Source organism: Bdellovibrionota bacterium, assembly GCA_035292885.1.
Taxonomy (GTDB): domain Bacteria; phylum Bdellovibrionota_G; class JALEGL01; order JALEGL01; family DATDPG01; genus DATDPG01.
The window spans coordinates 15,084-27,640 of record DATDPG010000164.1 but is presented as its reverse complement, the minus strand read 5'-3'; the positions used below and the strand labels follow the sequence as shown (position 1 = coordinate 27,640).

At 54.4% G+C, this 12,557-nt stretch carries 19 protein-coding genes, 1 tRNA gene and 1 pseudogene; 6 read left to right on the top strand and 15 right to left on the bottom strand.

What is annotated here, in order from left to right; all coding sequences use genetic code 11:
• Positions 1–2: 2 nt before the first annotated feature.
• From VI895_12015 to VI895_12000, 4 genes and pseudogenes are all read right to left on the bottom strand, one after another.
• Complete coding sequence (locus VI895_12015; GenBank protein HLG20523.1) at positions 3–278, bottom strand: type II toxin-antitoxin system Phd/YefM family antitoxin; 276 nt, start codon at positions 276–278, stop codon at positions 3–5.
• A gap of 3 nt (positions 279–281) precedes the next feature.
• Positions 282–392 (bottom strand): annotated as a pseudogene (locus tag VI895_12010) (type II toxin-antitoxin system RelE/ParE family toxin).
• Between the two features lie 60 nt (positions 393–452).
• Positions 453–1,835 (bottom strand): M20/M25/M40 family metallo-hydrolase, encoded by a 1,383-nt coding sequence (locus VI895_12005; protein ID HLG20522.1) that lies wholly within the window; start codon positions 1,833–1,835, stop codon positions 453–455.
• Entirely contained in the window at positions 1,832–2,980 is a 1,149-nt protein-coding gene (locus VI895_12000; protein ID HLG20521.1) for an acyl-CoA dehydrogenase family protein, read from the bottom strand. The genes VI895_12005 and VI895_12000 overlap by 4 nt, the downstream gene beginning before the upstream one ends.
• A 110-nt stretch (positions 2,981–3,090) precedes the next feature.
• On the opposite strand from VI895_12000, the gene gspG reads away from it, so the two are divergent.
• From gspG to VI895_11985, 3 genes are all read left to right on the top strand, one after another.
• Complete coding sequence (gene gspG / locus VI895_11995) at positions 3,091–3,561, top strand: type II secretion system major pseudopilin GspG (protein ID HLG20520.1); 471 nt, start codon at positions 3,091–3,093, stop codon at positions 3,559–3,561.
• A 193-nt stretch (positions 3,562–3,754) separates the two neighbouring features.
• Complete coding sequence (locus tag VI895_11990) at positions 3,755–3,907, top strand: hypothetical protein (protein ID HLG20519.1); 153 nt, start codon at positions 3,755–3,757, stop codon at positions 3,905–3,907.
• Between the two features lie 109 nt (positions 3,908–4,016).
• Positions 4,017–4,113: transfer RNA gene (locus tag VI895_11985), tRNA-Sec, on the top strand.
• A 13-nt stretch (positions 4,114–4,126) separates the two neighbouring features.
• Here VI895_11985 and VI895_11980 read toward each other — a convergent pair.
• The gene (locus VI895_11980; GenBank protein HLG20518.1) at positions 4,127–4,480 is read right to left on the bottom strand and encodes a HepT-like ribonuclease domain-containing protein; all 354 of its coding nucleotides are present in this window, start codon (positions 4,478–4,480) and stop codon (positions 4,127–4,129) included.
• On the bottom strand, positions 4,393–5,694 hold the full coding sequence (locus VI895_11975) for a hypothetical protein (protein ID HLG20517.1): 1,302 nt from the start codon (positions 5,692–5,694) through the stop codon (positions 4,393–4,395). The genes VI895_11980 and VI895_11975 overlap by 88 nt, the downstream gene beginning before the upstream one ends.
• 180 nt (positions 5,695–5,874) lie before the next feature.
• Here VI895_11975 and VI895_11970 point away from each other — a divergent pair, with 180 nt between their 5' ends.
• Positions 5,875–6,273, top strand: coding sequence for a nucleotidyltransferase domain-containing protein (locus VI895_11970; protein ID HLG20516.1), 399 nt, complete (start codon positions 5,875–5,877; stop codon positions 6,271–6,273).
• Positions 6,267–6,695 (top strand): HepT-like ribonuclease domain-containing protein, encoded by a 429-nt coding sequence (locus VI895_11965; protein ID HLG20515.1) that lies wholly within the window; start codon positions 6,267–6,269, stop codon positions 6,693–6,695. The genes VI895_11970 and VI895_11965 overlap by 7 nt, the downstream gene beginning before the upstream one ends.
• 14 nt (positions 6,696–6,709) lie before the next feature.
• On the opposite strand, the gene VI895_11960 is transcribed toward VI895_11965, so the two are convergent.
• The 9 genes from VI895_11960 to VI895_11920 are packed head-to-tail and all read right to left on the bottom strand — an operon-like array spanning position 6,710 to position 11,559.
• Positions 6,710–7,114, bottom strand: a complete 405-nt coding sequence (locus VI895_11960; GenBank protein ID HLG20514.1) for a hypothetical protein — start codon at positions 7,112–7,114, stop codon at positions 6,710–6,712.
• Between the two features lie 41 nt (positions 7,115–7,155).
• Positions 7,156–7,362, bottom strand: coding sequence for a hypothetical protein (locus tag VI895_11955; protein ID HLG20513.1), 207 nt, complete (start codon positions 7,360–7,362; stop codon positions 7,156–7,158).
• Positions 7,359–8,120: a TlyA family RNA methyltransferase gene (locus VI895_11950; GenBank protein HLG20512.1), complete on the bottom strand. Its 762-nt coding sequence runs from the start codon at positions 8,118–8,120 to the stop codon at positions 7,359–7,361. The genes VI895_11955 and VI895_11950 overlap by 4 nt, the downstream gene beginning before the upstream one ends.
• Positions 8,117–8,530, bottom strand: coding sequence for a DUF86 domain-containing protein (locus tag VI895_11945; GenBank protein HLG20511.1), 414 nt, complete (start codon positions 8,528–8,530; stop codon positions 8,117–8,119). The genes VI895_11950 and VI895_11945 overlap by 4 nt, the downstream gene beginning before the upstream one ends.
• Positions 8,505–8,933 (bottom strand): nucleotidyltransferase domain-containing protein, encoded by a 429-nt coding sequence (locus tag VI895_11940; GenBank protein ID HLG20510.1) that lies wholly within the window; start codon positions 8,931–8,933, stop codon positions 8,505–8,507. The genes VI895_11945 and VI895_11940 overlap by 26 nt, the downstream gene beginning before the upstream one ends.
• Positions 8,934–8,971: 38 nt before the next feature.
• Positions 8,972–9,973 carry a farnesyl diphosphate synthase gene (locus VI895_11935; protein ID HLG20509.1) on the bottom strand — a complete coding sequence of 334 codons (1,002 nt, stop codon included), beginning with the start codon at positions 9,971–9,973 and terminating at the stop codon, positions 8,972–8,974.
• A gap of 49 nt (positions 9,974–10,022) precedes the next feature.
• The gene (gene xseB / locus VI895_11930; protein ID HLG20508.1) at positions 10,023–10,244 is read right to left on the bottom strand and encodes an exodeoxyribonuclease VII small subunit; all 222 of its coding nucleotides are present in this window, start codon (positions 10,242–10,244) and stop codon (positions 10,023–10,025) included.
• 35 nt (positions 10,245–10,279) lie between these two features.
• Positions 10,280–10,495: a hypothetical protein gene (locus VI895_11925; GenBank protein HLG20507.1), complete on the bottom strand. Its 216-nt coding sequence runs from the start codon at positions 10,493–10,495 to the stop codon at positions 10,280–10,282.
• A 44-nt stretch (positions 10,496–10,539) separates the two neighbouring features.
• Positions 10,540–11,559 (bottom strand): hypothetical protein, encoded by a 1,020-nt coding sequence (locus VI895_11920; GenBank protein ID HLG20506.1) that lies wholly within the window; start codon positions 11,557–11,559, stop codon positions 10,540–10,542.
• Positions 11,560–11,702: 143 nt separating this feature from the next.
• On the opposite strand from VI895_11920, the gene VI895_11915 reads away from it, so the two are divergent.
• Positions 11,703–12,551 (top strand): carotenoid biosynthesis protein, encoded by an 849-nt coding sequence (locus tag VI895_11915; protein HLG20505.1) that lies wholly within the window; start codon positions 11,703–11,705, stop codon positions 12,549–12,551.
• Positions 12,552–12,557: the final 6 nt, after the last annotated feature.

Here is a 12,557-nt window from a genome sequence, read left to right as displayed (position 1 = left end):
GATTATTGCTTCTTACGCCTTTGCGGTCGGCCTTTCCAGACCGTGTACCTACCGGCGGCAACCTCCCTCTCCGCCGCCCGTAACTTGGCCAAAATATCCGGTTCTGTTTCGAGGATATCGAGCGTTTCCAGCAACGCCTCATATTCCTCAAACGGCAATAGCGCGCTCACGGGATTTCCATTTTTGAGAAGGATGAAGGACTCTCCGAGTTCTTGGTTCCTTCGTGCTAGTTCGAGCAGCCGTTGTTTCGCTTTTGTGACCGTTACCAGTTGCGGCATTTTTCACCCCCGAAAACGTTCATAGACTTCCTTTCGATGCTGGATTCTCAAAACTTCCACGACAATTTCACGGTCTCGTATGATGTATAGGATCCGATAAATTCCCACGCGATATGACCAGTATCCTTATAAGAACCACAGAGTTTTGGGGTCAAGGGGCGACCCGTGACGGACCTATCGGCTCGCAGCCAACAGCTCGAAATATTTCACAAAAGCTTTTATGCCTCCCGCCAGCTGTTCCCACGCGAAAGACTCATTGGGGCAGTGGTAACCGTCTTCGGGCAGGCTTAAGCCCAAGAAGACCACAGGAACCTTGAAGGTCTCTTCCATCGTGGCGACGGCAGGGATCGAACCCCCTTCCCGCGTGAAGGCTGGTTTTGCGCCGAAGGCGAACTCCATGGCGTCGGACACCAAGGCGATTTGGGGGATTCCCTTTGGCGCAGCGTAGGCCGGATATGCCTTTTCAGGCATAAGGACTTCGCAATCCGGGTTGATCTTTTTTACGTGCGTTCGCACCAGGTCAATGATCTTGTTGAATTGCTGACCCGGAACCAAACGCAAACTGATCTTCGCCGTTGCCGAATGAGGAATCGCAGTTTTTATTCCCGGCCCTTGGTAACCGCCGGCAATTCCGTGCACTTCAAACGTCGGCATGGCCCAAATCCGCTGGGCCACTTCGGCCGTATTCTCGGTTCGCAACGTGGTCAGCTCATGATCCTTCTTAAACGTAGTCACTGAGAAACCCGACCGGAGAAAATCAGCCACTTCCCTCTCACTCGGCGGTGTCCAAGTCTCTCGAATGCCCGGGATGGTGATGTCTCCCGTCTTGGCATCGATGCACGAAGAGATGATCTGGCACATTTCCGCCAAGGGATTCCGGGCCACGCCTCCGCACAATCCGGAGTGCACATCCTTTTTGTTCAGATCAAGCCGTAGTTCCAATGCAACGAGGCCGCGCAAGGCGGTCGGAATGGCTGGCTTGCCTTTTGTTATCCAGATGGTATCCGAGACGACCACCGACTGGGCTTTGATCCGCTCCTTCGCCTTCGTACAGAATTCTGCAAAATGTGGAGACCCAATTTCTTCTTCAAATTCCCAGATAAACTCGACGTTGATCGGTATCTCGAATTCTTTTGCGATCTTGGCGGCCCAAAAAGCGGCCATCGCCGGGCCTTTGTCGTCGGTAGTGCCTCTCGAATAAAAGCGGCCCCGCTCCTCCGTGAACTGAAAAGGCTCACGTTCCCACCCGTCCTGCCCCTTGGGTGACACAGGTTGAACGTCGAGGTGATTGTAAACAGCGACGGTCGGAGCTTTGGACTTGTTTTCGATGTGTCCAAAAACGACCGGATTTCCCGGAGTTTCAATGATGGTTACGTCCGCGCCCGCTTTCTTCAGGTAGTCGCTTGCCAGTTCCGCGGTCTTGCGAATGTCCCCCTTGTGCTTAGGATCGGCACTCACCGAGGGCGATTCCACGATCTTCTTATACTCCTTTAGGATGGAATCCTTGTGTTTGGCGATTCGTTCGTCGATTTGCGCTGCCGTGATTTTTCCGGTCATGATTTCCTCCGCTCAAATATTTCCTTTGCGATGATCAACCGCTGAATCTGGCTCGTTCCTTCGTAAATCTGAAAGATCTTCGCGTCCCGCATCAGTTTTTCCACCGGATATTCCGTGTTGAATCCGTAGCCGCCGAAAACTTGAACGGCATCGGTCGCCACTCGCATCGCAGTGTCCGCGGCGAAAGACTTTGCATAGGCGGCAAAGAGGGTGTTGCGCTGGCCCTGATCGATCGTCCATGCGGCTTTCCATGTGAGGAGTCTCGCCGCCTCAATGTCCTTGGCCATGTCCGCGATCATGAAAGCGACGGCCTGATGCTTGGCGATCGGCACGCCGAATGTCTCCCGCTCCCCGGCATACCGGATGGCGTGCTCCATGGCCGAACGGGCCAACCCCACCGCCGCGGAGGCGACAATAGGACGGCTGTGATCGAACGCCGCCATCGCGATCTTGAATCCGTCGCCTTCGTTCCCCACCCGATTTTTCTCGCTCACTTTGACGTTGGTGAACGTGATTCCTCGCGTGTCGGAACAACGCTGTCCCATGTTCTTTTCTTTTTTCCCGACGACGATGCCGTCGGTCTCGCCGGGGACGAGAAATGTCGACATCCCCTTGTACCCCTTGGAGGGGTCTGTGTACGCGAGGACGAAATACCACGAGGCCACCGACGCTGAAGTGATCCACATCTTTTCACCGTTGATCACATAGTCGTTCCCGGCTTTCTTGGCCGTTGTCTTGATGCCCTGGACGTCCGACCCGGCGGCCGGCTCGGTGACACAGTATGCCGCCAGCTTAAACTCTTCCGTCATCGGCGTGAGAAACCGTTTTTTCTGTTCGTCGTTGCCGCCGACGATCACCGGAGCTTCGGACAACATGTTGGCTTCCATCGCCGTGGCGATTCCCGTGCAGGCCGCGCCGGTTTCCTCGGCAATCAGGCAACCGTCCAGACACTTGAGGCCCGGTCCGCCGTATTCCGTGGGAATTTGGTGATTCATCAGGCCGACTTCCCAGGCCTTCTTGAGAATCTCTTTGGGAAACTCGCCGGTTTGATCGTAATGGGGCGCCTTCGGGGCCATTTCCTTTTGAGCGAAGTCACGCGCAAGTTGTTGAAGCTGTTGCTGTTCTTCGGTGAGGTCGAACCCGATCACGGCCGTGTACCCTAATCCAATTGAGGCCTTCGATCAAATGCTTACGGTTCCTGGCCCGACGTCAGGAGGCTTGAGGAGCAGAGCCTTGGGTGCTACCCTCCGCCGTTATGAATCGGATCAAGAAAGCCTACGTCGGAATCGGTCTTCTCGGAATCGCGCTTGTGTTAGCCGGAATCTTTATTGTGCCCTGGGCTCGTTTCAATCCCTTTTACATGTCTCAGGACGATCGTCTCCGCCGCCTCATGGTGCGCGATCAATTGCAACGGCTCAGCGTCGCGCTCGAGTCATATAAGCAGGACAACGGCTTTTATCCGACAACCGAACAGGGACTCGATGCGCTGGTGAGGCAACCGCGCGTTCCGCCGCGGCCGCAGAAATATTATCAAGACGGATATATCGGACGCATTTCGGTTCCCAAAGACCCGTGGGGAAACGCGTTCATGTATAAGGCGCCGGGCGGAGACCGGCCGTATTCAATTACTTCGCGCGGGCGTCTGGCATGGTATAGCGGGGACGATCTGCGATATCCGGAAGCGAACGAAGCCTTGGCGAAAGGCGCCGAGAAGCCGCAGCAATAACGGCCGTTGACGCTTGTGCGCGCTATGGAAGAGGAGGGGCGGGGGTATATTTTGACGAAGGACGGTCGTGCCGTCGGAGCCCTTTTACCGATGGAAGATTATGAAGCTTTTTCCGAAACGTTCGACGTTCTGAATAATGCGGATTTGATGAAGAATTTGAAGGAGCTTTGGAAGATGAACGGAAAGGAAGGCTTTGGGAACGGGACAAGAAGGGAAAGTGGATCCGAGTTCGGCGGCACAAATATCATGGGTGAAGGCGGGTGTGCCCGAAAGCGCGATCATGATGGTGTTCTGGTGGACCGTGCCTCCGCTATTTGCGCGGTACGAGATTGTCGACCAAGGGTGAGTTCCCGGATCTGGAATGGGCCATTTCCGACAAAAAGCAGACACCAAAATGGACACTTCAGAACGACCTATTTTCAGGCAACCCAAAAAAGGGTAATGATTCCGGCGACGGAAGTGGCTGGGGACTGGTGTCCTTCCTGGTCTTCAAAACCAGCGAACGCCCGCCGAGCGAGTGTTGGTCGGTTCGATTCCGATGCACTTCCGCCACTCTCGCGGGTTTTCAGTTTTTCATGAGCCCCAGAATCGACGCGGTATATTTAGGAAACAATTGAAGGGCTTTTTCGGTGCCAGCGAAAACATTTCGGGCGTCGAGAAGGCCGTATTCATGAACAATTCGATTTTGCAATCCGACCGAGGGAGCCAATGCTTCCGCGAGGTCCAGAGGCAATACGCTTTCTTGAGCCATCATCCCGAAATTTTTGGCCGCGTCGCTCCGGAGCAAAGTTATAAGACGAATGGGTTTGTATTGGGCGCGTCGTTTTTGCGCTACTGAGACCTTGTCATTTCGAATACGGCGTAAAGATTTTGAAGGGGAGAAAAGAGATTCTTTATGGAACAAGTCATATTCGAACACGACACCTGCGGGGAATTTAATCCGAGTGCTTTTTCAAGCTTGGGCCAGTATTGGTAGCCGTCGGCGTAGTTCTCTACAGGGTTTGTTGGGAGGCCAGAAGCGGGGTTCGTAAGATCAGGCCCACCGACCTTGCCCACCCATTTTGCTACGAAATCGAACGAATCGATGACCGCTCCGACTTCGGGGTGTTCGGAGTGAAGTGAGAAAGTGGCCTCGGCGGTTTTGCCGAGAGGCGGAAATTTAAGTGTTAGAGTGCTCGGCTTCGCCGCGTTGAAGACCGATTCGGGCAGGAGGCTCTTGGCAAACCAACAGTCTTGGTTCCCGTCGGCCTGGGCGACGAAAGAGAGAATGACGGGATAACCTGAATAGCCGAGATCCTTTATTTTTTGTTCGATGCTTTCAAACACATTCCCTGGAGATGACGAGCCTGACACGCAGGGCACTCCGAACTCACGCAGAGGATGGTTGGTTTTCAGGTTGTCGGAGAATACTCCCGCCAAGGGGAGGTCCACTTTAGCCGCGCCGGTTGCGTCCTTTTGGAAGGAGGCCCCGTTAGAGAATTGCGGGAAGCCGGCGATATATCCCCCAAAGTCGTAGCCGAGGTCAATGCCGCCGAGTACGACCCTTTTGTCGGATTTAGCCGTAAATCCAAGCTTGAATGTGGATCGACCTTGCATGTTGTCGAGCTTCACATAGGCATAGCCGCCAGTCAGATTCCCGATGACGGAGGTTGTCCAACCGGCCTGGTTATTGACGTCGTCGCCCGTTTTTCCAGCCACATTCGATAGGAAGTTACAGCCGTCGCCGTTTCCATCGCACGCCTTTACTAAGTAAACCGAACCAGCACCCAATGCCGAAGCCATCCAGACGTACTTCCTATTCTTGACCCACCAAGAAGGTTCATCGCCGTCGGGTGTTTCGTTGTTGTTGCAATCCGGGTTGTCAACACAATCGGGCCCTAGGGTAGGGTCATTCGCTTCGTCGGTATCGCAGATGCCATCACCATCTGAATCGACATCGCCCGTTTCCGCACAGAGCGTTTGAGTAATTTGTTCGCCAAGGCTGTTGCCGGTGCCATTTGGGTTGATGGGGGTCGGCGTAACGCCATTTTTTCCACATCCACCGAGAACAAGCAGTATTGACAATCCAGCTGCTTGAAGTGCTGAAATCGATCGGCGAATCATGGCGTCCTCCGGCTGTAATTTCATCTTCATACCCAGGAGTATCCCAACATCCGTGCCAGGCAGACCAGCGTTAAATATTTAATATTATTATATTTTATTGGCTGTGTTCGATCGGTTGAATGAGCGGCTTTTCGGCATCGGGGAACCGCTGCCCGAAAAATGCCGCGGCGAAAACTGACCCCGCCAACCCCCATGGTACTGTGCACTCCCGTGCGAGCCCATCAACTGCGCCGCAAGCTCTCCCCCTGGATCCAACGCCGACGCCCCCGCCTCGTCCTCCTGTTCGGCTCCGCCGTCACCGGCCTTCAAGGCCCCGAACCCGACCTCGACATCGCCGTTCTTTTCCAGTTCAAATTCGACCACGGGAAAATCATCACCGAACTCAAAAGCCTCCTCGGCCGCGACGACGCTGACGTCATGTTCCTGGACCACGCCGACCCCATCGCCCGATTCGCCGCCTGCCAGGGCCGACTCGTCTACGAACGAAAGACCGGCGAATTCGACCGCTTCTTCTCCCTCGCCAGCCGCCAGTTCATGGACAACGAAAAATTCGACGGCCTGCGACGGGAATTACTGGACGACTTCCTTGACGAACGCCTCACATGCTGACGGCACTCGACAAACAGATCATCGTCCGAAAGCTCGACTTTATGCGTGGCACGTTACTGGAGATGGAAGAAATTCTCCGGAAGGGGGAGCGAGCGTATCGGCGAAACCGAATGGATCAGTTGGCGACCGAACGTCACATCGAACGCCTCGTGGAATGGGCGGTGGATGTCGCCTGCATTATCCTGAAGAAAAATTACCAACTAACCGTGCCCACGTATCCGGATGCATTCCTGGTGCTCGGTCGCCGGGGTGTCCTATCGACCAAGCTGGCCTCGGGCCTCGCTTCATCCGCCCGAATTCGGGACGCCATTGCGCACCTGATCGACGACCTTACTCCCGGGAAGGTGTTCACCGGAGCCAAGACGGCCCTTAGGCACTATCCGGCGTTCATGAAGACGGTTCGAACGCTCACGAAAAGGTGAAATCTTAACGAATCCTATTTCGGTTTCGACTTGAGCAGTCGCTCCAGATAAGCGCGATCCTGCTGATCCTTTGGCCGAATGCCGGCTTTGGTTTTCAAGAGTCCGGCTGCCGTAAGGTACGGGATGCGGACTCCCTGTAATTCAACCTCCTCGATTTGACTGCGTAAATCCTCAAAGGAATGACCGCAAGCTTTCGCCATGAGATCCACGACGATCTCGTCCGCCACACGCACAACCGTATATTTTGACAGATCGTCCGGAAGTAGATCTCGGGCAGCCTGGTCTTCCAAGTAACCCATCGCCGTTTTGATCTTTTCCACGTTGGCCTGTTTCTTCTGAACCAACAGGTCGATGTCGGCTGTCGCCCGGAGATATCCGTGGTGAATCACGGCGAACCCACCGATAACGACGTACTCCACGTTCTGTTCGTTTAGGTGGCGGCAAAGGCGGACGAGATCGTCTATTGTAGGGACCCGAGAGACTCGCGAGCCATCATCTCGATCATCCATTCATCCGCCTCATCGAAACTTTTGAACCGATAGAGGCCCCGGGGGCAGATTCCCTTTCCCTTTCGCAGAGCGGCTACCGTGGCCAGCCACTGAGACGCGGCCTCAGGTGAATTTTCAAGTTCTCCCGACCGCCTGCCCAGGACCTTCGTCGATTTCACGAATTCAGTATATCACGACCTTTGATTCTCCATTCAGCGCAAAGAAATGCCTCCCGGTTCCCCTTGGGGCCCGGCAGAACCGAATCGGTGAGAGTCACATCGTGAAGCCCGAGGTCCGTTACGGCGTATTCCTTCATCTTTTCCAAAATGGCCTGTCGCTTCGTTTCATCCCGAAGGACTCCCTTTACGGCGTCTCTTTTTTGCGCCTCAAACTGCGGCTTAATGAGCGCGAGGAGGGTTCCGCCCGATTTCAGGCAGGGCAGAACATGGCGAAGGACTTTTTTGAGGGTGATGAACGAGACGTCCACGGCGGCGAGTTCGAATAATCTCCCGAATGTTTCCGGCGTCAGTTCATTCACGTGAAACGATTCTTTCCACGTCACTTGAGGATGGTTTCGAATCTTGGGATCGAGCTGGCCTCTTCCCACGTCGATCGTACAGACATGTGCGGCACCTCGTTGCAAAAGGCAGTCGGTAAATCCCCCGGTCGAGGCTCCCACATCGAGGCAATGCCAACCGCTTAGATCGATCTTGAAGTGATCGAGCGCACCCGCAAGTTTGACGCCTCCTCGGCTGACATATTTGGGTCCGGGAAAACGCAAAGCGATCTCTGCGTCGGACGGCACAAGTTGCCCGGCCTTGGAGGCGATGGTTTCGTTGACGATGATTTCCCCCGCCATAATGAGCGCCTGCGCCTTCACTTGCGTTTCTGCGAGACCTCGTTCGTGGACGAGCTGGTCGAGGCGTTTTTTTCTCAAAGCAATTTGGAGACTGCCGCGCAAAAGCGCCGTACCGAAGACAGATCCCTTCGAATCGCTTGATGGACCTGGCCGTGATCTAGTTTTGAGTATCCATGAACGAGCACATTGCGCATGCCTACCCATGGCCGTAACTGATGTGCCAAACGCTCAGGAATCACGCCCCCTTCAGCCAGACGAAAGATCACGTCTCCATAGCTCTGCGGAGGCCCCAGATTCCGGGCCGACACGATATGACTAGATACGTCGAGCATTGCTTCAAGCGCAAGATGCAGTGCTCTTTCCGCCAGCATATGGATCTCCGGATTCTCAATAAATCGTTTTCGAGCGTTTCGTGATAAGCGCTCCGCGAGCCGGAGATAATCGTCGATCAACTTAAGACGTTCAGTGACGAGTGCTCGGTCGACCACGACCCGTCCTTTCGTTAAGGCGCTTCTTAAGCGCCGGAACGTATGCGTCCACTAGGTACATCTGATCGTCTAGGTCGTGCATGAGCTGGACAAAATATCGAACATATTTGGCCGTGTTCCTGCAGAAAAGTCGCTTTCCGGTTAGTGCCGCCTTTGCCAAGGATGGCGTGGCACAGTTCAAAATGACGACATCAACGGAGTCCGTGCGCAGTTCTTTGGAAATTTTCAGGTAAAGGTCCAAATATTTCTTTCCGTGCGGTCCGTCTTTCGGTGGCGGATCAAGAAATACCGCGATATCCCAATCGCTTTGAGAATGCTGGTATTGCTTTGCCCTTGAGCCAAAAAGATAGGCAAATACGACGGTGCGGTCGTTCTTCAGTATTCGGGCGACTAGGTCGAGCATTAACCGATCATATCTCTGGTCCCAGAAAGTGTGAATGGCTACGACCGCCGCTCGATGATGTAACGGGCGAGGGCGGTTAACGCTTCAGCGCGCTTACCTAAAGGTTTGAGAGCCAAAAGTGAGTCCTCGAGCAGATTCGCGGCGCGGCGGCGGGATTCATCCAGGCCGAGGATCGCGGGGTACGTGGCCTTCTTTTTGTCCTGGTCCTTGGCCGCCCCTTTGCCGAGCTGCTTGGTTGTGGCCGTCACGTCGAGGACGTCGTCGGCGATCTGAAACGCCAGACCGATCGCCTCACCGTATCGTTTGAGGCTGTCGAAGAATTCTCCCTCGGCACCGCCCGCTCGGCCGCCGGCTAAAACAGCTGCACGAAGCAGCTTGCCGGTCTTGTTCCGGTGAATTTGCTCCAATTCCTTTTCGCCGACGTCTTTCCCTTCAAACTGAAGATCGAGGACCTGGCCTCCCACCATGCCGTTGGCGCCGGAGCCTTCGGCGACAATTCCGACGATGTCGATGCGGCATTCGGCTGGGATGTTCCACGAGGGATCGGCCAGGAGATTAAACGCTTCGGTCAACAAAGCGTCACCGGCCAGAATCGCGAGACCTTCTCCAAACACTTTGTGGTTTGTCGGTCTTCCCCGCCTTAAGTCGTCGTTGTCCATGGTCGGCAGATCATCGTGAATGAGGGAATAGGTATGAATCATTTCGAGTGCGCAGGCGACGGGAAGCGCGGCGTCACTCTTTCCGCCCACGGCTTCACAAGCAGCAAGAGCGAGAGCCGGACGGATACGTTTGCCCCCCGCAAAGAGACTGTATTTCATCGCCTCGACGAGACGGGGGGCCACTGCAGAGGTGGAGAAATATTCTTCGAGTCTCCCCTCGACGGAACGGCGGCAGGTTTCGAGATATTTTTCGAGATCCACAGTTAGTGTCCCGGGTCCGAAATATCTTGATACTCGGCCGCCGCTGCATCCCGGCTGGCTGTGTTGCTCCTCCTCGACGCACAGCTTTGCAAGTACGCCATCGTCGTCGCGCCTTGCCATCCGGCCGCATCGACGTCCTTCGTTATCAATCTATTTCGGACCCGGGACACTAGCTACTTTGCGTTTCTTGAGGTTGATCTTTCGCCAGCTCCGCCACCAGGGCGTCGACCTTCTTTTCGGCTTCGGCCAGTTTCTTGGAGCAGAGGCGGGAGAGCTTGATCCCTTTTTCGAAGAGCTCCAAAGAGTCCTCCAGCGGAAGTTCTTCGGATTCGAGCTTGGAGACGATGGATTCCAACTCGGAGAGGGCGCTTTCAAATTTCTTCTCGGCCACGATGGGCGCGATCTTCCGGGAAGCGATGGGAGAAGTCAACCTTCGATCAGGAGCTTGGTGACATAAAGGCTTAAGCCCGCGAGGCAAAAGCCGAGGCCGATGAGGCCGGCGTTGGGGAGAAAGGGTTTGTGCTTTTTGAGCTCGGAAACGCCGAGGCCGACAAAGAGCGTGCAGAACCCGAGGAAAATGACTTCAAGGATCAGGGAAAAAACGACATACCGAAACCCGATGTCGTGATGGAGGCCGTGCATTGGTTACCAATCGCCCAGATTTTTTCTGAACGCAAGAAACGGTTCTAGTAAGTAGGGGCGCTTGTGGGTCCATTTACCCAGAATCCGAGGTATCCCGGTGAGTAAGAAGCCTCTGCCTTCGTGGCCATGTCAACTGTTCGGACCCAATCCTTTACAATTTTCTCCGTTTTCCCCGTCACTTCCTCGTTCTTATAAATTCCTGAGAACTCTATTTTGTAACTACTTGAGAGTTCCATGTGAAGATTTAGAAAAATTATGTGATTGCCCGAACAATTTGGGTCGTTCGTTATGCCGTAACAGGGGTCGACGGCCCCACTGATATTGAGTTTATCGAAGGTTTGAGTGACATCGATGTTATTGACCTGCAGTGCGCCCGGGTCAAACTTCTTGCCGTCAGCATTGCCAATTTTCCACAGTTTGAGCGATGAACCATCTAACGGGTCCGCTGTTTTGTCGGTTGCGTCCGTAACGCCGGGAAGCTTGCTTGTCTCAATATCTCCGCAAAACTCGATGGTCGCGGCCTTTCCGTCGACTTTGCCTTGTACCAGGAAGAATACGTTGTTGGGGGTGTCGCACTTTGAGTCCCCTCTTAGAGTTGGTTGAAATTTTGGGTGTGTGATGTTCTTGAGCGGGCCAAAGGCCATTTGTTGTTTGTCTACCGAAACGGTATGTCCGGCCGGGGCGCTTCTGGCCATAGCTGAAGAACCCAGCATTAGTGAATTCGCCAATTCATTGTACATCCGATTCTTATTGTCCTGGCAGGCGACGTCGCACTCATCCGCGGGTTTGTGGCTGCAATCGATCGGGTTATCCATGCCGTCCGGTATACCGTTCCCATTGCAGTCCGGATTGTTCGGATCGGTGCCCAAGAGCTGTTCGCATTGGTCGGGAATTTCATCGCCGTCGGTATCCGTTCCTTGATAGCCGGCGGCACAGGGTGTGGTTCCAAGAGCCGCCTGATTTTGCGGGTCGCCAGTTTTTGGGGGAAGCGGTTCCGGGCCGCCACATGCGATCAGCGTCAGGAGTGAATACAACGCGGCCGGTCTTGAAAGATTCTTAAGCACGACTCAATCTGCTTTCACAAGGGATGTGCCAAGGCGGAGTAAGAAAGAAAACAGTGCTATTCCTGCGGGTTAAGTTCTTGGCTGGATGGTCGATCTACCGATTTTTCGGGCTTTTTGAGCAGTCGTTCGGCAGATTCTGACCCATGCATGTCCTGATTCTTTTCTTCAAAACAGTCGCTTTACGCCCGTACGTGTTCACTTTTTTAGCCGCGTTTCTCCTGACCGGCATCATCTCGATGGGGCTCTGGCGGACGTTCACGTTCTTCGGCGTTGTTTGGGCGATCGCGTTCCTGTCGGAGATCTCTTCCACGCGGACCGGCTTCCCCTACGGCCTCTATCATTACACCGGCATCACGCGCGGTCAGGAACTCTACATCGGCAACGTTCCGTTCATGGATTCGCTCTCGTATACGTTTCTTTTGTTCGCTTCGTTTTCTCTCGCCCTGTTTTCCCTCGCTCCGCTCCGAATTCAAAAGGGCGACGTCCAAGTGGCGGATACGTTTCGAATCCGCTGGAGTTGGAGCGTACTTTTTCTAACCTCCGTCTACATGATGATGATTGATTTCGTTATCGACCCTGCGGCGCTCCGCGGGGAGAGGTGGTTCTTGGGAAAAATCTACTATTATGAATACGAAGGACATTACTTCGGCGTGCCGCTCTCCAACGCCCTGGGATGGGGGCTGATCGGCTTGGTGGCGATGTTCCTTTATCAGCGGATCGAAAAAAGGTGGTTCGGGCCCGGCTTTCGAGATCGCGGGATTCGGGTATGGCCGCTTCGGGGTCTCTTTGGCGTTGGCCTTTATTACGGTGTGCTGGCGTTTATTCTCACCGTGACCTGGTGGATCGGCGAGTATGGCCTTTTCATCGCCGGATGTTTTATTTACGTCATTCCGGCGACTTCTTTGATTTTGAAACTGGTCGATCGGCGGGCGAGGGGTACGGAAGCGGAGTGGCAAAATCATCTGCACGATTTTCAAGTCGTGTTACGATGACGCAAG

What these genes read in the sequence shown, in the direction of transcription:
- VI895_12015 (HLG20523.1), bottom strand. Translation starts at nt 278, where the DNA reads ATGCCGCAACTGGTAACGGTCACAAAAGCGAAACAACGGCTGCTCGAA.
- VI895_12005 (HLG20522.1), bottom strand. Translation starts at nt 1,835, where the DNA reads ATGACCGGAAAAATCACGGCAGCGCAAATCGACGAACGAATCGCCAAA.
- gspG (HLG20520.1), top strand. Translation starts at nt 3,091, where the DNA reads ATGAATCGGATCAAGAAAGCCTACGTCGGAATCGGTCTTCTCGGAATC.
- VI895_11975 (HLG20517.1), bottom strand. Translation starts at nt 5,694, where the DNA reads ATGAAGATGAAATTACAGCCGGAGGACGCCATGATTCGCCGATCGATT.
- VI895_11965 (HLG20515.1), top strand. Translation starts at nt 6,267, where the DNA reads ATGCTGACGGCACTCGACAAACAGATCATCGTCCGAAAGCTCGACTTT.
- VI895_11940 (HLG20510.1), bottom strand. Translation starts at nt 8,933, where the DNA reads ATGCTCGACCTAGTCGCCCGAATACTGAAGAACGACCGCACCGTCGTA.
- VI895_11935 (HLG20509.1), bottom strand. Translation starts at nt 9,973, where the DNA reads ATGGCAAGGCGCGACGACGATGGCGTACTTGCAAAGCTGTGCGTCGAG.
- VI895_11925 (HLG20507.1), bottom strand. Translation starts at nt 10,495, where the DNA reads ATGCACGGCCTCCATCACGACATCGGGTTTCGGTATGTCGTTTTTTCC.
- VI895_11915 (HLG20505.1), top strand. Translation starts at nt 11,703, where the DNA reads ATGCATGTCCTGATTCTTTTCTTCAAAACAGTCGCTTTACGCCCGTAC.